This is a genomic window from Sulfitobacter dubius, assembly GCF_900113435.1.
GTDB classification, from domain to species: domain Bacteria; phylum Pseudomonadota; class Alphaproteobacteria; order Rhodobacterales; family Rhodobacteraceae; genus Sulfitobacter; species Sulfitobacter dubius.
The window spans coordinates 358,409-374,478 of record NZ_FOPG01000003.1; the positions used below are offsets into that span (position 1 = coordinate 358,409).

Annotated in this window: 13 protein-coding genes; 8 read left to right on the forward strand and 5 right to left on the reverse strand. The window is 62.2% G+C overall.

The annotated features are described in order from the left end of the window. Positions 1–10: 10 nt before the first annotated feature. The 5 genes from BM229_RS14190 to BM229_RS14210 are packed head-to-tail and all read right to left on the reverse strand — an operon-like array spanning position 11 to position 6,351. Entirely contained in the window at positions 11–1,342 is a 1,332-nt protein-coding gene (locus BM229_RS14190; RefSeq protein WP_093928292.1) for an aspartate aminotransferase family protein, read from the reverse strand. Between the two features lie 3 nt (positions 1,343–1,345). Further along, the gene (locus BM229_RS14195; protein WP_093928293.1) at positions 1,346–2,458 is read right to left on the reverse strand and encodes a phosphotransferase; all 1,113 of its coding nucleotides are present in this window, start codon (positions 2,456–2,458) and stop codon (positions 1,346–1,348) included. Continuing rightward, positions 2,455–3,744 carry an ArgE/DapE family deacylase gene (locus BM229_RS14200; protein WP_093928294.1) on the reverse strand — a complete coding sequence of 430 codons (1,290 nt, stop codon included), beginning with the start codon at positions 3,742–3,744 and terminating at the stop codon, positions 2,455–2,457. The genes BM229_RS14195 and BM229_RS14200 overlap by 4 nt, the downstream gene beginning before the upstream one ends. 19 nt (positions 3,745–3,763) lie before the next feature. After that, entirely contained in the window at positions 3,764–5,326 is a 1,563-nt protein-coding gene (locus BM229_RS14205; RefSeq protein WP_093928295.1) for an acetolactate synthase large subunit, read from the reverse strand. Beyond that, positions 5,323–6,351, reverse strand: coding sequence for a histone deacetylase family protein (locus BM229_RS14210; RefSeq protein WP_093928296.1), 1,029 nt, complete (start codon positions 6,349–6,351; stop codon positions 5,323–5,325). The genes BM229_RS14205 and BM229_RS14210 overlap by 4 nt, the downstream gene beginning before the upstream one ends. Here BM229_RS14210 and BM229_RS14215 point away from each other — a divergent pair. The 8 genes from BM229_RS14215 to BM229_RS14250 all read left to right on the forward strand — a co-directional run bounded on the left by BM229_RS14215 (position 6,316) and on the right by BM229_RS14250 (position 16,029). Beyond that, positions 6,316–7,134 (forward strand): GntR family transcriptional regulator, encoded by an 819-nt coding sequence (locus BM229_RS14215; RefSeq protein ID WP_093928622.1) that lies wholly within the window; start codon positions 6,316–6,318, stop codon positions 7,132–7,134. The two genes, BM229_RS14210 and BM229_RS14215, sit on opposite strands and share 36 nt — an antisense overlap. 100 nt (positions 7,135–7,234) lie before the next feature. Then, positions 7,235–8,809, forward strand: a complete 1,575-nt coding sequence (locus BM229_RS14220; protein WP_093928297.1) for an ABC transporter substrate-binding protein — start codon at positions 7,235–7,237, stop codon at positions 8,807–8,809. Between the two features lie 76 nt (positions 8,810–8,885). Then, positions 8,886–9,857: an ABC transporter permease gene (locus tag BM229_RS14225; protein ID WP_093928298.1), complete on the forward strand. Its 972-nt coding sequence runs from the start codon at positions 8,886–8,888 to the stop codon at positions 9,855–9,857. Beyond that, positions 9,854–10,693 (forward strand): ABC transporter permease, encoded by an 840-nt coding sequence (locus BM229_RS14230; protein WP_093928299.1) that lies wholly within the window; start codon positions 9,854–9,856, stop codon positions 10,691–10,693. Before BM229_RS14225 ends, BM229_RS14230 begins: the two co-directional genes overlap by 4 nt. Then, on the forward strand, positions 10,690–12,312 hold the full coding sequence (locus BM229_RS14235; RefSeq protein WP_093928300.1) for an ABC transporter ATP-binding protein: 1,623 nt from the start codon (positions 10,690–10,692) through the stop codon (positions 12,310–12,312). The genes BM229_RS14230 and BM229_RS14235 overlap by 4 nt, the downstream gene beginning before the upstream one ends. 27 nt (positions 12,313–12,339) lie before the next feature. Then, complete coding sequence (locus BM229_RS14240; RefSeq protein WP_093928301.1) at positions 12,340–13,098, forward strand: SDR family NAD(P)-dependent oxidoreductase; 759 nt, start codon at positions 12,340–12,342, stop codon at positions 13,096–13,098. A 155-nt stretch (positions 13,099–13,253) separates the two neighbouring features. Next, a complete protein-coding gene (locus BM229_RS14245) occupies positions 13,254–13,724 on the forward strand; it encodes a (2Fe-2S)-binding protein (RefSeq protein WP_093928302.1) in 471 nt (156 codons plus the stop codon). Further along, positions 13,717–16,029 carry a xanthine dehydrogenase family protein molybdopterin-binding subunit gene (locus tag BM229_RS14250; protein ID WP_208604090.1) on the forward strand — a complete coding sequence of 771 codons (2,313 nt, stop codon included), beginning with the start codon at positions 13,717–13,719 and terminating at the stop codon, positions 16,027–16,029. Before BM229_RS14245 ends, BM229_RS14250 begins: the two co-directional genes overlap by 8 nt. Positions 16,030–16,070: the final 41 nt, after the last annotated feature.

Below are 16,070 nucleotides of genomic sequence, written 5' to 3' on the forward strand. Positions count from 1 at the left end.
GGCCGCGGGGTTAATTTCCCTCGGCCCGCGCGGCGGCGAAGGCGGCTTCGGTCGCCTCGAGGAACAGGGTGGCCTCGGCCTGCTGCAAGACAAGAGGGGGGCGGATTTTCAGAACATTGGCCCCCGGCCCGGTGGCGCTGATAAGCACGCCGTTTAGGCGCAGGTGGTTGACCACGAATTTGGCGCGGGCGGCATCGGGCGCGTTGGTCTCGCGCGCAGTGACGCATTCGACCGCCAGAAACAACCCCGCGCCGCGCACATGGCCGATCTCGGGGTAGCGGGTTGCGATGTCCTGCAAGCCGCTCTTGAGGTAGCCGCCAACGGCTGTGGCATTGTCCTGCAACCCCTCATCCGCGATCACGTCGAGCACGGCCATGCCTGCGGCGGCGGCCACGGGGTTGCCGCCAAAGGTGTTAAAATAGCGTGCCTTTTCGCCAAATTCTTGCACCAGCTCTGGCCGCATCGCGGTGCCGGAAAGGGGGAAACCATTGCCCATCGGCTTGCCCATCGTGACCATGTCAGGCACCAGCCTGTGGCGCTCGAACCCCCAGAAGGCATCGCCAGTGCGGGCAAAGCCGGGCTGCACTTCGTCAGCGATGAAGAGCCCGCCCTCGGCGCGGATCAGATCGACCGCCGGTTGCAGGAACCCCGCCGGATCGGGGTGAAGCCCATCGCTGGAAAAGATCGTATCGACGATGAAAGCCGCAGGTTCGATCCCATCGGCGCGCATCTCGGCAATCGCTTGGCCCAGATCGGCGGCGAGTTTGGCGCCCTGCTGCGCCTCAGGGATGCGCAGCGTGTCGGGCGCGTCGATCAGCCGGATGCGCGGGCTGCGCGGGGTGAAATCGCCCAGAGAGGGGGAGAGTTCGGCCACCGCTTCGGTCAGCCCGTGATAGGCAAGGCGGGTGACGATGACTCCCTCGCGCCGGGTATAGCTGCGGGCGATGCGCAGGGCGATGTCATTCGCCTCGGACCCGGTGCAGGTGAACATGACATGACCGAGTGCGTCGGGCATGGTGGCGAGCAGCCGTTCGGCGTAAGTGACAACGTTTTCATGCAGATAGCGGGTGTGGGTGTTCAGCACACCCAACTGCTGGGTGATCGCCTCGACCACGCGGGGGTGGCAATGGCCGACCGATGCGACGTTGTTATAGGCATCAAGGTATTTGCGTCCGTCCTTGTCCCACAGCCAGACGCCTTTGCTGCGCTCAATGTGCAGCGGTTGGTCGTAAAACAGCCGGTAGGCGGGACCGAGCGCCTTGGCGCGGCGGTCGATCAGGGCGCGGTCGGCGGGGCTGAGGGCCTCGGCTTGGGCGCTGTCATAGGCGTTGATCATGGTCATCGGTCACTCCGTTCCCGCAGCATGGTGCAGGGCTTTGATCGCGGCGGCGTCGCCCACATGGTCGAGCGCGGCCAGCCCGCGTTGCGAGGCGGCGGCGTTGCGCAGGATATAGGCGGCATTCTCGGGATAGCGCCGCGCGCGAGAGGCGCCGATGGCCAAGGTGGTGGCGTGGCGCAGGCGGATCAGACTGGGCAGAAGCGCGATTTCCTCAGCCTCCAGCGGCAGGCGTTTGGCAAAGCCCGTGACCATCTCGCAAACATCTTGCAGCGGGTCCGCGCCTTGGCCGAGCTGATAGGAACAGGCCACCGCCAGATCGCAGGCCAGCGGCGTATGCACCATGTCACCGAAATCAATCAGCCCGACGGGGTGCCGGGCCTCTGGCCCATCGACCAGAATATTGTGCGGATTGAAGTCGTTATGAACGACCTGCGCCCGCAGATGTGGAAGCTGGGGAGCAATCTCCGCATCGAAGTGATCGAGAGTGCGCCCCAGTTGGGCGCGCAGGGCGGCGTCTTGTACATCCGCCAGCAGCGGACGCAGATGGCCTGCCTGTTTGATGTCCCACTGCAGAAAATGTCCCCCCGCCGGATGGAAAAAACCGCGCAGCCCCAGTGCCACCCGCGCGTGAAAATCCCCCAAAGCGCGGTGAAGGCCGGGGCGCGGCGTGGCATTGCTGAGGACGGTGCCGCCAAGGAAGGTCATCAAACGCACGACATGCGAATGGCCGTCGGCGGCGGTGGCCACTTCGGCGGCCTTGCCACTAAGGCTGGCGCAGATACGCTGCACGGGGAGGTCGGGATCAGCGGCGGCCAGATGCATCAGTGCGGCAGTCTGCATGTCGGTCACCGCGCGGTCTTCGGCGGCGTTGGTGATCTTTAGCAGTGCCTTTTCGCCCGTCGTCAGGGTGATCAAGAAATTTGCGTCTTTCTCCGCAGCAAGCGGTTCGATCTGACCGGAGATTCCATAGCAGCGCAGCGCGACCTCTGCCGCGCGGGCCGCGTCAAAGGCGGGCGGGTCTTGTGCCAGCAGGTCGGTCTGGGCCCCAGCCTCTTCGGCCAGCACGCCGCTGAGAAAGGGGGGCAGGCCGCCCTGAGGCGTGATCCCGGCCTCGGTCATGGGGTGATGTCCTCGGTCCCGCACCATTCGGCGATGAAAAGCGCCATGGCTTGGGTAATTTTTTTCACCGAACTCAGGCTGACGGATTCGTTGATCCCGTGAATGTTGCACGATTTCGGCCCGTAGCAGAGCGCAGGGATCTGATTATAAAGCGCATAGATCCGCGTATCGAGATAGCCCGCCGTCATAAAGGATTGCAGCGGCGCGCCGATGGCGTCTTCGTGGGCGCGTTCCAGCACGGCTTCAGCCTCGCTGCCCGGCTCCAGCACATAGCCTTCGGCGTGAAAGCCGTTAAAGACCACTTTGGGCGGGTTGTTGGACAGGAAGTTATCACTCTGGGCAAAGGCCTTTACCCGTTCGGTAATTTCCCGCGCGGCGTCTTCGGCGTTGCGGCCCGGATAGATGGAAACGCGGCAATCGATGTTGCACCATGACGGCACCGAAGACGCCCAATCGCCGCCTTCGATCTTGCCGATGTTGAGGTTAATGGGATGGGCTTCGTCTTCGAAATGCGGGTGGTCGTTTTTCTCGGCGTTCCAGTCCTCCTCCATCTCGCGCAGGGCGGTCATCACGCGGGTGGCCGCGTCGATCGCATTGGCCCCTTCGCCCATTTCGCGCACATGGACGGGTACGCCGCGCACCTGCACCTGAAACCAAATGACGCCTGTGTTGGCGCGGACCAGCATTTCCTCTTCGGGTTCGGGGATGAAGACCGCATCAGCGGTGTAGCCTTGTAGGAAGGTCTGGAGCGCGCCGTTGCCGGTGGATTCCTCCTCGACCACGGATTGCACATAGACGGTCGCCGCTGGTTGCAACCCGATACGGCGCAGCGCGTCGAGCGCAAAGATATTCGCCGCAGCACCCGCCTTCATATCGCCCGCGCCCCGGCCATACATCCAATCGCCGTCGATCTTGGCCGAGTAGGGCGGATCATCCCACATGTCGTGCAACCCTTCGGGCACCACGTCGAGATGCGATTGCAGGATCAGCGAGCGACCCCGCTCATCGCGCGGGCGGTGGATGCCCACGACGATGGGCGCGTCAGAGTGATCGTCGGAGTATTTCGAGCCGCCGGGGTGCGCCTCAATCGCAGCGCGGTCCATCTTGAAACGGTCCATCGCATAGCCACGGCTTTGCAGGTTGCGAAACAGCAGGTCTTGGATCGCATGTTCATGGCCGCGCAGCGAAGGGGTCTGCACGAGTTGTTGGGTAAAGCTCACTTGCTCAGCGAAGCCATCTTCGACAGCCTGAAGGATGCGGGATTTCAGATCAGGGTCGAGGGTCATGTCGTGTCCTTTCGGTGGGTTACAGCATCGCTTCGATGAGGAAGGGGCCGGGCTCTTTCGCAGCCTCTTCGATGGTGCGCATCAAGTCGGCGATGTCTTCGACCCGTTTGCCCGGCACGCCCATGCCCTTGGCCATCGCGACGAAATCCAATTGCGGGCGGTCGAGGTTCAACATGCTCAGCGCATCGGGGCCGGGCTGGGCACCGACGTTGTGCAATTCGCCCTTGAGGATCTCATAGGACTGATTGGCGAGGATGATCGTGGTGACGTTGGAGTTCTCGCGCGCTTGGGTCCAGAGTCCTTGGATGGTGTACATGGCCGAGCCATCCGCTTGCAGCGTGATGACCGGACGGTCGGGGCAGGCGATGGCCGCTCCGGCGGAGAGGGGGATGCCGATGCCGATCGACCCGCCAGTCAGCGCGAGCCAAGTGTTCGGCGCGGCACTGTCGCCTGCGGGGAAGGTGGCCCCGCCAGAGGATACCGCCTCATCGACCACAATCGCATCTTCGGGCAATGCGTTCGCCAAGGCCGCGCCGAGGTTTTGCAAGCTGATACCGCCTGCCTGCGGTGCGGCGGGCCTGTCGTGCTGGGGAGGCGTGGCGGGTTTCGCGCCGATCCGATCCGCCAGTGCGGCGATGGCCTCAGTTCCGTTACCATCAACCGCCGCCAATGTGACGGTGTGGCAATCGACCGGCAGCAGCAGGCTCGGTTTGCCGGGATAGGCAAAGAAGGCGACGGGGGGCGGCGTCTCGATGAGGATCGCGCGGCTGTAGGGGGCAAGGCATTCAAGGGCTGCGTTGATCGGGTAGGGGACTTTGTTGATCGCAAAGCGGCCCTGCCCACGCTCCATCCGGCGGTTCGAGGTGGGCGCGAGGATGTCGGCCCCAGTCTTGTCTGCAATGCCGTGCAGCAGGGCCATCGCCTCTTGGTTTTCCAACACCGCGCTGCCGACGAGTAGAACGGTTTTCTCACCGCTCTCCAAAGCCTTGATCGCGGCATCTAACGCGCGTTCATCCAACGGGGCAGGGGCGGCGGGGGCCACGACCTCGGCCATTTTGCCGCCCGCGTCCCAGCCGATGTCCGCAGGGGCGATCAGTGTGGCGACCTTGCCGGGCTTGCTCTGCGCCACGGCGAGGGCGGTCATCGCATCCGCCGCAAAGCTACCCGCATCGCGGCCTGAGCGGACCCAATCGCTGAAGGGCGCACAGGCGCCTTCGACATCTGCCGAGAGGGGCGCGTCGTATTTCTGGTGCCGCAGCGCGTGATCGCCCACAAGGTTGACCATCGGCACCCGCGCCTTGCGGGCGTTGTGCAGGTTGGCGGCGGCGTTGGCAAAGCCGGGCGCGAGGTGCAGCAGGGTCACCGCCGGTTTGCCCGCCATGCGCGCATAGCCATCGGCGGCACCGGTCACCACGCCTTCGAACAGGCCCAAGACGCAGCGCATCAGTTTGGTGCGGTCCAGCGCGTCGACGAATTGCATCTCGGAGGTACCGGGGTTGGCGAAACAGACCTCCACCCCGCCGGCATGCAGGCTGCGCACAACGCTTTCAGCGCCGTTCATTTCTTTGGGTGTCTTGCTCATGCTGTGGCCTCGCGGAATGTCGTGAGAAATGATTTTGCGTTATCGGCAAGGGAAGGCCCAAGGTAGCCGCCCTCTTGAATCAATGCCGTGGGAAGGTTCTGCGCTGCCAAACGTCGCGCCATTTCGGCAAAGCCATCGGGGTAGACGTTTACGGCGGCCAGCGGATCGTCGGCGGCCATGTCAAACCCCAGCGAGACGACCAGCGCCTCGGCCCCGAAATCACGGATCGCGGCGATGCCCTTGTCGAGCAGGGCCAGCACCTCATCTTGGCTCGCGCCCTGTTCCAGCAGCAGGTTCAACGATTTGCCCGCCCCGCTGCCTTCGCCCGTTTCATCCGCATGGCCGAGGTAGAAAGTGGGGTAGGTGGCCGGATCGGGATGCAGCGAGCAAAAGAAGATGTCACCGCGTTCATAAAGGATGTCGAGCGAGCCATTGCCAGTATGCACGTCGATGTCGATCAGCGCGACCTTCTTGTAGGTCTGGGTGAGATGCTCCGCCGCGATGCAGGCGTTGTTGAAAAAGCAAAACCCGTTCGAGCAATCGCGCATCGCGTGGTGGCCGGGCGGACGGCAGAGCGCATAGGCGGCGCGGGCACCGGCTGCCACGGTCTCGGCGGCTTGGACGGCGGTTTGGGCCGACCAATAGGCCGCGTCCCATGACCCTTCGGTCAGCGGGGTCGAGGTGTCGGTCATCCACCAGCCCAATTGACCGTGAATGTCCTTGGGCTCTTTCCCGCGCCGCACGCCGGGGTGCATGGTGGGGATGGCCAGCGCATCCGGCCCCGCGCTTTCGACGAAACGGGCATGGGCATCGGGCAGGAAATCGACGTAGTCAGGGTTATGTACGGCTTTAATGGGGGCAAGCCCGTGGTCTTGGGGTTTGCTGATCTCAAACCCTTCGCCGATTAGCATATCGCGTAGAATTTCAGCACGTTGTGGCTGTTCTTGATGCGGCATGGCCGCGCCGCGCCGAAAGTAATGTGTCGGCGCATGGCCAAGCTGGCGTTCGTCGAAAAAGACTTTCATCACATTCCCTGTGGTCTGATGTCGTTGCGGCGGAGCATTGCAGTTTTAATTTGCAGGCTCAATAGAAATGATGCATCATGCATCAAAACTGGCAGCAAGTCGGCCAGTAAGTATGAGGGCGCGATGGCCGAGATCAATCAAGTTTCATTGGGCGATGCGATTTATGATCGGGTCTGTCAGGACTTGGTGGAAGGCAGGCTTCGCCCGAATGAAAAGGTCACCATTCGCGGCTTGGCGGAGCGGTTGGGCACCAGCTCGACCCCGGTGCGCGACGCGGTGCAGCGGCTCTTGCGGGATGAGGCTTTGGTCCAGCGCAGCGTGCGCGATGTGCGCGTGCCGGTACTGACAGAGGCGCAGTATCTCGAAATCGCGAGCATCCGGCGCGAGCTGGAGGGCTTTGCCGCCGGTCGCGCCGCTGAGATGGTCGGCCCCAAGGAAATCCGCCGCTTGAAAAAGATCGTGGAGCGGAACGAGGCCGCAGCGGTAGCGGGGCGCTGGCCGCAGGCGGTGAAGTATAATCAAGAGTTCCATTTCGCGCTGGTCGAAGCGGCGGAGATGCCGATCCTTCTGGCCATTCTCAGCGGGCTATGGCTGCGTATGGGGCCGCTGATTGCCGGATACTACGGGCGCGAGAAGCTGGGGCTGGTTCGACATCATCAGGCAATTATTGCAGCCTGTGAGAATCGCGACCCTGCGGCTGCTACTGCGGAAATGCGCGCCGACATAGATGACGCAAAGGAGGGGATCATCAGATACATCGAATCGTTCACCATAGGTGAATGAGTTTTCCAAGTCCTGCGCACCGCGCGGCCTTGTCCCAAATGACTGCAAGAAGCCGACGTCAGATCGGACGCTTTCAAAGGGCCAAGATTCAACACAACCAATGGGGATTGAAATGCTTAACACTACCAAATTAACCGCAGCCGTTCTGGCGCTGGCACTGGCCGGACCACTGGCCGCGCAGGATGGCGAGCCGAAATCCGGCGGCACGCTGAACGTCGTGATCCAGCCCGAACCGCCCAGCCTGATGATCGGCCTTGTGCAGAACGGCCCGACACAGATGGTCGGTGGCGATATCTACGAAAGCCTGCTGCGCTATGATTTCGACCTCAAGCCCGAGGGTCAGTTGGCTGAATCATGGGAGATTTCGGAGGACGGCAAGACCTATACCTTCAAGCTGCGCGAAGGTGTGGTGTTCCATGACGGAGAGCCCTTCACCTCGGCGGATGTTGAATTCTCCATGGATAAGTTCCTGCGCGAGAGCCACTCGCGGATGCGCACCTATATGGAGCATGTCGAAAGCATCGAGACGCCGGATCAATACACGGTTGTCTTCAACTTGAAGCAGCCCTTCGGCCCCTTCATCGGCATCTTTGAGCCGGGCACCGCGCCGATGATCCCAAAGCACATCTACGAGGGCACGGATTTCGCAAACAATGAGGCGAACAACACGCCCATCGGCACCGGTCCTTTCAAGTTCGACAAATGGGAAAAGGGCAGCTTCATCCATCTGGTGAAGAACGAAGACTACTACATGGAGGGCAAACCCTACGTCGACGAAGTCTATTACCACGTGATCCCCGACGCGGCGTCGCGCGCCGTGGCCTATGAGACCGGCAAGGTCGACGTGCTGCCCGGCGGCTCGGTCGAGAACTTCGACGTGGCGCGTATTCAGGCGATGGACAACACCTGCATCACCGACAAGGGCTGGGAATACTTCGGCCCGCTGTCTTGGATGTGGGTGAACAACGACAACAAGCCGCTTGATGATGTGAAAGTGCGCAAGGCGATCATGCATGGCGTCGACCGTCAATTCGCCAAGGACGCGCTTTGGAATGGTCTGGGCAAGGTTTCGACCGGGCCGCTGTCGTCCTCCACCCGCTTTTATGACGGCGAGACACCGGATATCTCCTATGATCCGGAAAAGGCCAAAGCACTGCTGGAAGAAAGCAGCTATGACGGCGAAACCATCCGCATCTTGGGTCTGCCTTACGGTGAGACGTGGCAGCGCTGGGCGGAGGCGGTCAAACAGAACCTGAGCGAGATCGGCATTACGACCGAGATCGTGCCGTCGGACGTGGCGGGTTGGAACCAGAAGGTCGCAGATCGCGACTATGATCTCGCCTTTACCTACCTCTACCAATACGGTGATCCCGCACTTGGCGTTTCGCGGACCTATATGGGCGACAATGCCGCTCCCGGTTCGCCTTGGAACAACGTGGCAAACTATCAAAATGCCGAAACGGACAAGCTGTTCGCCGAAGCGGCACTGATGGCCAGCCCCGAAGAGCGCAAGGCCGCCTATAAGGAGATCCAAGATCAGATCGTCGAAGATGTGCCGAACATCTGGCTCTTGGAACTGGGCTTCCCCACGATCTACCGCTGTGACGTGAAGAACCCCGTTAACACCGCCTTTGGTGTGAACGACGGTTTCCGCGACGTGTGGCTGGATAAGTAAACGACGTACCTATGCGCAAGGTTCGGGCTGCTTAGGTGGCCCGCACAAATCTTAGAACAAGAACGGGGCGGATAGCGTGATACGTTTCATATTGGGCAGGTTGATCAAGGCAGTGTTTATCCTGCTGGCGATCCTTGTCTTCAATTTCCTGCTGATCCATGCGGCACCGGGTGACCCTGCGGCGGTCATGGCGGGCGAAGCCGGGGCGGCGGATGAGAAATTCCTTGCAGACCTGCGGGCGCGTTTCGGGCTGGACCAGCCGCTCTACATGCAGCTGTGGCTCTATATCAAAGGCGCGGTGCAGCTTGATCTGGGCTATTCCTTTCGCCAGCAGATGCCGGTGGCCGAGATGATTGGCGACCGCCTGCCAGCGACGCTTTTGCTGACCGGCGTGGCCTTCGTGCTGTCGTTGGTGCTGGGCGTAACCGCCGGCGTCGCGGCCTCTGCCCGGCAGGGGCGGTGGGGTGACACGCTGATCTCCACCTTCGCGCTGCTGTTTTACGCGACACCGTTGTTCTGGGTGGCGCTGATGGCGACGCTGGTGTTCTCGGTCTGGCTCGAATGGTTGCCGGGTTTTGGGTATTCGACCATCGGGGCGGGCTATACCGGTATGGCCCATGTGCTTGACGTGGCGAAACACCTTGTCCTTCCGGCCAGTACCTTGGGCCTGTTCTTCACGGCGATTTATATGCGCATGACGCGGGCTTCGATGCTTGAAGTCTCGCGGCTCGATTTCGTCAAAACGGCCCGTGCCAAAGGGCTGACCCGAGGCGTGATCCAGCGGCGGCATATCCTGCGCAACGCGCTGTTGCCGGTCATCACGCTTGCGGGGCTTCAGGCGGGGCAGATCTTTGGCGGGGCGATCCTGACCGAGACCGTTTTCGCATGGCCCGGCATCGGGCGGCTGATGTTCGAGGCGATCAACCAGCGGGACTACAACGTGATCCTCGGGGTCTTTTACATCTCGGCGGCCATGGTGCTGCTGTTCAACCTGATCACGGATGTCATCTATGTCATTGTTGATCCGCGGATAAGGCTGACAACATGATGAGCTTTTGGAAACGTTTCAGCTATAACCGGGGCGCGGTCATTGGCCTGGTCATCCTGACCTTCGTCATCGCCGCCGCCATCCTTGCGCCCATCCTCTTCCCACAAAGCCCGTGGAAAATGGTGCAGCGTCCTTTCCTGCCGCCTTTCACTCAAGACGGGCTGCTTCTGGGCACCGACGCGCTTGGCCGTAATGTGCTGGCGGGGCTTGCCCATGGCGCTTATGTGAGCCTGCTGGTCGGCTTGGTCTCAACCATCGTGGCGCTGGCGATTGGCGTGCCGGTGGGTGCAGCCGCTGGGTATTTTGCGGGACGGATCGACGACGCGCTGATGCGCTTTACCGAGTTCTTTCAGACCATCCCCAGCTTTGCACTGGCGATCGTGCTCTTGGCGATCTTTCAGCCCAGCCTGACCTTTGTGATCATCGCGATTTCGATCGTGTCATGGCCCCCCGTGGCGCGTCTGGTGCGCGGCGAAGTGCTGTCGCTCAGAACCCGCGAGTTTGTCGAGGCGGCGAGCCTGTCGGGCCTCGGCAACCTTCAGATCATCACCCGCCACATCCTGCCCAACGCACTGCCGCCGATCATCGTGCTGGCTTCGCTCATGGTGGCGCAGGCGATCTTGCTGGAAAGCTCGCTGTCCTTTCTGGGGCTGGGTGATCCGAACATCATGTCTTGGGGCTATATGATTGGGGCCGCGCGCACCGTGATCCGCACCGCATGGTGGCTGTCCTTCCTGCCGGGCATGGCGATCCTGCTGACCGTGCTGGCGCTGAACCTGATCGGCGAAGGTCTGAACGACGCGCTTAACCCGCGATTGACGAGGAAATCCGAATGACCCTGCTTAGCATCCGTGACCTGTCTATCGCTCTGCCCATGGGGGCGGATCGGCTCTATGCCGCGAAGGACATCAACTTTGACCTCGCCCCGGGGGAGATCCTCTGCATCGTGGGCGAAAGCGGGTCGGGCAAATCCATGTCGGCCAATGCGGTGATGGGGCTGTTGCCGCAGGGGGTTTTGCCCGACAAGGGCAGCATCACCTTTGACGGGCAATCGATCCTTGGGCTGTCTGAAAAAGAGATGTTGAAGCTGCGCGGCAGCCGTATTTCGATGATCTTTCAGGAACCCCTCAGCGCGTTGAACCCGCTGATGCGGATCGGCGCGCAAATCGCCGAGGTGTTCGAAGCGCATGGCGCCCTCAACGGTTCGGAACGGCGCGCGCGGGCGTTGAAACTGCTGGAGGAGGTGGGCATTCCCGACCCCCAAGCGGCAATCCGGGCCTATCCTTTCCAGCTGTCGGGTGGGCAGCGACAAAGGGTCATGATCGCGATGGCCTTGGCGCTCGAGCCCGACATCCTCATCGCGGATGAGCCGACGACGGCGCTTGATGTGACCACCCAAGCGCAGATCCTCACGCTGATTGAAGACCTGCGCCGCAAGCGCGGCATGGCGGTAATCTTTATCACCCATGACTTTGGCGTGGTGGCCGATATCGCCGACCGAGTCATCGTCATGAAAAAGGGTGAGATCGTGGAGGCTGGCCCGGCGCAGGAGGTGCTGTTGAAGCCCCAGCACCCCTATACCCGCGCCCTGATCGACGCGATACCCCGGCTGACCCAGACCGATGCGCCCGAGCAGGTCGAGCGCGCGCCGCTCTTGAAGGTTGAAGGGCTGCAAAAAACCTTTTCAACCGGCTCTGGCACGCTCTTTGGTAAGCGCCGTGTGGTGAAGGCCGTGCAGGACGTGAGCTTTGAGCTCTACGCGGGCGAAACGATTGGCATTGTCGGAGAATCCGGGTCGGGCAAATCCACCGTTGGGCGTTGTCTGGTGCGTCTGCTTGATCCCGACGGGGGCAGGGTGCTGATGGATGGCGTGGATATCGCCCATATGTCTGGCGCGGAACTGCGGGCACAGCGGCGCAAGTTGCAGATGATCTTTCAAGACCCGTTTTCGTCACTCAACCCCCGGGCGCGCGTGTCGCGTATCCTGACCGAAGGGCTGATCGCCTATGGCACGCCGGATAAAGAGGCAAAGGCCAAGGCACGCGAATTGCTCGAACTCGTCGGGCTGGACGAAAGCGCGATGAAACGGTTCCCGCACGAGTTCTCCGGCGGGCAGCGGCAGCGGATCGGCATTGCCCGCGCGCTGGCGCTGGAGCCGTCGATCATTATCGCGGATGAGGCCGTCTCGGCGCTCGACGTGTCCATTCAGGCGCAGGTGCTTGATCTGTTGGCCGAGTTGAAAACACGTCTGAACCTGTCGATGCTGTTCATCACTCACGACCTGCGCGTCGCGGCGCGGATTTGTGATCGGATCATCGTCATGCAAAAGGGCCAGATCGTCGAAGCGGGGCCGGTTGGCAAAGTGCTGCACGACCCCGATACCGCCTATACGCGCAGCCTGCTCGACGCTATTCCGGGGCAGGACTACGAACGCGCTCTGGCGGCTGCCGATTAGGGCGCTATTTCAGGCGTTGCGCCAGATATGGATCAAGCGATGGATACTGCGGTTCACGACCAAAAGACGCTGCTTCTCACCGGGGCAAGCCGGGGCATCGGCCATGCCACGGCCAAGGCTTTCGCGGGCAAGGGCTGGCGGGTGATCGGCTGTTCCCGACAGGCGTTCTCGCCCGAATGCCCTTGGCCCGGTGGGGCGCAGGATCATGTGCAGGTCGATCTGAGCGATCCGAACCAGACGATAGAGGCCGTCGCGCAGGTCAAGCGGCTGCTGAACGGCAACCCCTTACATGCGCTGGTCAACAATGCAGGTATTTCGCCAAAGGGTGAAGATGGCGGGCGGCTCAGCACGCTCGACACCGATTTGCGGACCTGGGGGCAGGTGTTTCATGTGAACTTCTTTGCCTCCGTGGTGCTGGCGCGGGGGCTTCAGGATGAACTGTCCGCCGGGCGCGGATCGGTGGTGAATGTGACCTCCATCGCCGGGTCGCGGGTGCATCCCTTTGCCGGGGCAGCCTATGCGACCTCAAAGGCGGCGCTCGCCGCATTGACGCGCGAGATGGCTCATGATTTCGGCCCGCTCGGCGTCAGGGTCAACGCCATTGCACCGGGCGAGGTGGACACGGCAATCCTCAGCGAAGGCACCGATAAAATTGTGCAGACCATTCCCCTGCGCCGCCTTGGTCAGCCCGATGAGGTCGCCCGGGCGATCTATTTCCTGTGCAGCGAGGAAAGCTCTTACGTCTCTGGGACCGAGATTGAGGTGAACGGCGGGCAGCACGTCTGAGGCCACACGCGCGCGCCTTCGTTCTGACAATTCCGTGATGACGTCAATCTGGCGCTGTGCCTGCGCTGCATTAGACCTATGTACAGCTCCTCACGTCAGGGCAGCTATACGCGCGCTCCCCTCAGGCAATGCATACCCCAAGGGACAACCACTTCATGATAAAATTCGAATTGAACGGGCGGCAGATCTCTGTCGACGCAGACCCGGACATGCCCCTACTGTGGGCGATCCGCGATGAGATCGGCCTCACCGGCACCAAGTTTGGCTGCGGCATCGGGGCCTGCGGCGCATGTACCGTGCATATCGACGGCACAGCCACACGGTCCTGCATCACCTATCTGGCGGATGTAGAGGGCCTGTCGGTCACCACGATTGAAGGGCTGGACGAAGAGGGCAAGCACCCGGTTCAAGAAGCATGGCGCAACCTGCGCGTACCGCAATGCGGCTACTGCCAGTCGGGTCAGATCATGCAGGCCGCGTCGCTGTTGCAAGACATGCCCAACCCCAGTGACGAAGACATCGACGCGGTGATGACCGGCAACCTTTGCCGTTGCATGACCTATCCCCGTATCCGCCAAGCCGTGCGCGACGCCGCCACCGCAATGGGAGGCTCCGACAATGGCTAATCTGATGTCCCGCCTGAAAGGCTCCGACGCGCAACCGCAGATGACCCGCCGCGGGTTTCTGGTGTCGATGACCGCCGCTGGCGTTGCCTTTGGCTTCCCGCAGGCGTCGAATGCCGCGATGAACCCTGCCGTGCCCGATGGCACGCCGATCGCGCCCAATGGCCAGCCCTTTGAGCCGTCGATGTGGTACTGGATCGACGCCGAAGGTCAGGTCAACGTCAACATCATCCGCGCCGAGATGGGCCAGCACGTCGGCACCGCCATCGCCCGCATTTTGGCCGATGAGCTGGAAGTCGCTTGGGAAAATGTGCATATCACCCATGTCGACACGGCTGAGAAATGGGGCCTGATGGTCACCGGCGGCAGCTGGTCGATCTGGCAAAGCTGGCCGGTTTATCGTCAAGCGGGTGCCGCCGGACGCACCGCGCTGATCGAAGCGGCGGCGGCCAAGTGGGGCGTTGACGCCTCTGGCCTGACCGCGCGCGACGGGGCCGTGACCGATGGCACGCAAAGCATCAGCTATGGCGATCTGGTGGCCGAAGGGCTCGACCGGAGCTTTACCGAAGATGAATTGGCAGCCCTGCCGCTGAAACCCCATGCCGATCTGCGGCTCGTGGGTCAGGATGTGCATCCGCTTGATCTGGACACGAAAACCACCGGCCAGGCGATCTATGGTCTGGATGCCAAGGTCGACGGCATGGTCTACGGCGTGCCGATGCTGCCGCCGACGCGCTATGGCTCCAAGGTTAATTCAGTCGATGACAGCGCCGCGAAAGAGGTCAAAGGCTATCTTGAAACCGTGGTGCTGGATGACCCGTCGGGCACCGTGCCGGGCTGGGTTGTGGTGTTGGGCAAAACGCTCCACGCCGCGCGGATGGCCACCTATGAGATCAGCGTCGATTGGACCGCAGGCGAGACGGCAGATGTGTCAGAGGATGACATCCAAGCCCGCTCGCGCGAGTTGATCGCAAGCGACGCCGGGTCGATCCTGCACACCGAGCAGCCCGAGACCAGCGCCGTGTTTGACGCCGCCACAGAGACGCTGGAGGCCGAGTACACCACCCAATCCGTGCTGCACTTCCAGATGGAGCCGGTGAACGCGACCGTCTTCCAGAACGCCGATGGCATCTGGGAAACGCATGCGGGCAACCAGTGGCAATCGCTGATCCTGCCTACGCTGTCCACGGCGCTTGAGGTACCTGCCGACAAGATCGTGATGCGCAGCTATATGCTGGGCGGGGGCTTTGGCCGTCGTTTGAATGGTGATTATATCGTGCCGGCCGCGCTGGCCTCAAAGGCTGTCGGCAAGCCCGTCAAGCTGGTCTTCTCCCGCGAGGAAGACGCCCAGTTCGACAGCATCCGCTCGCCTTCGGTGCAAAAACTGCGCATGGCGTTTGACGATGCCAAAGCCGTCACAGGCATGGAACACCACGCCGCCGCCGGTTGGCCAACGCAGGTGATGACACCGGGCTTCATGCCCAAAGGTGTCAACGAAGAGCCTTACGATCCCTTTGCAATCGACGGGGCCGATCACTGGTATACGGTCGGCGCGCACCGCGTGCGGGCCATCTCGAACGATTTGGCAAACGCGACCTTCCGCCCCGGTTGGCTGCGCTCGGTCGGGCCGGGCTGGACCAACTTTGCCGTGGAAAGCTTCATGGATGAAGCCGCGCATAAGATCGGCGCCGATCCGTTGCAGTTCCGTCTGGATCACCTGAAGGCCGAAGGCATCAACGCGGGCTCTGCGCCCAATGCGGTGGGCGGTGCGTCGCGTCAGGCGGCTGTCTTGCAGCGCGTGGCAGAGATGTCGGGCTATGGCAAAACCGACCTCCCCGAGGGCACGGCAATTGGGATCGCCACCACCTTTGGCCAGTCGCGGACCATGCCAACTTGGACCGCAGCCGCGGTCAAACTGGCGGTGGATGCCGAAACGGGTGAGGTCGCTGTCGAGAAGATGTGGCTGGCGTTCGATTGTGGTACGGTTGTCGACCCCGACGGGGCGCGCGCGCAATGCGAAGGCGCGGCACTTTGGGGCCTGTCCATGGCCCTGCATGAGGGCACGCGGATCGAAGATGGCAAGGTTATCGACCTTAACCTCGGGTCTTACACCCCGCTGCGGATGGTCGATGTGCCAGACGTTGAAGTCGCGTTCGTGGAAAGCACGGAAGTGCCTGTGGGTCTTGGCGAGCCGGGCACCACGGTCATTGCGCCTGCCATCGCCAATGCGATCTTCAACGCGACGGGCGCGCGGGTTCGGCATTTGCCGATCACCCCAGATGCGATCCTCGCGGCAAAAGACAGCTAAACTTCGGACGGGCGCGACACCTCGCGCCCGTCTGCCCCCTC

What these genes read in the sequence shown, in the direction of transcription:
- BM229_RS14190 (WP_093928292.1), bottom strand. Translation starts at nt 1,342, where the DNA reads ATGACCATGATCAACGCCTATGACAGCGCCCAAGCCGAGGCCCTCAGC.
- BM229_RS14195 (WP_093928293.1), bottom strand. Translation starts at nt 2,458, where the DNA reads ATGACCGAGGCCGGGATCACGCCTCAGGGCGGCCTGCCCCCCTTTCTC.
- BM229_RS14200 (WP_093928294.1), bottom strand. Translation starts at nt 3,744, where the DNA reads ATGACCCTCGACCCTGATCTGAAATCCCGCATCCTTCAGGCTGTCGAA.
- BM229_RS14205 (WP_093928295.1), bottom strand. Translation starts at nt 5,326, where the DNA reads ATGAGCAAGACACCCAAAGAAATGAACGGCGCTGAAAGCGTTGTGCGC.
- BM229_RS14215 (WP_093928622.1), top strand. Translation starts at nt 6,316, where the DNA reads ATGGCCAAGCTGGCGTTCGTCGAAAAAGACTTTCATCACATTCCCTGT.
- BM229_RS14210 (WP_093928296.1), bottom strand. Translation starts at nt 6,351, where the DNA reads ATGAAAGTCTTTTTCGACGAACGCCAGCTTGGCCATGCGCCGACACAT.
- BM229_RS14220 (WP_093928297.1), top strand. Translation starts at nt 7,235, where the DNA reads ATGGGGATTGAAATGCTTAACACTACCAAATTAACCGCAGCCGTTCTG.
- BM229_RS14230 (WP_093928299.1), top strand. Translation starts at nt 9,854, where the DNA reads ATGATGAGCTTTTGGAAACGTTTCAGCTATAACCGGGGCGCGGTCATT.
- BM229_RS14235 (WP_093928300.1), top strand. Translation starts at nt 10,690, where the DNA reads ATGACCCTGCTTAGCATCCGTGACCTGTCTATCGCTCTGCCCATGGGG.
- BM229_RS14240 (WP_093928301.1), top strand. Translation starts at nt 12,340, where the DNA reads ATGGATCAAGCGATGGATACTGCGGTTCACGACCAAAAGACGCTGCTT.
- BM229_RS14245 (WP_093928302.1), top strand. Translation starts at nt 13,254, where the DNA reads ATGATAAAATTCGAATTGAACGGGCGGCAGATCTCTGTCGACGCAGAC.
- BM229_RS14250 (WP_208604090.1), top strand. Translation starts at nt 13,717, where the DNA reads ATGGCTAATCTGATGTCCCGCCTGAAAGGCTCCGACGCGCAACCGCAG.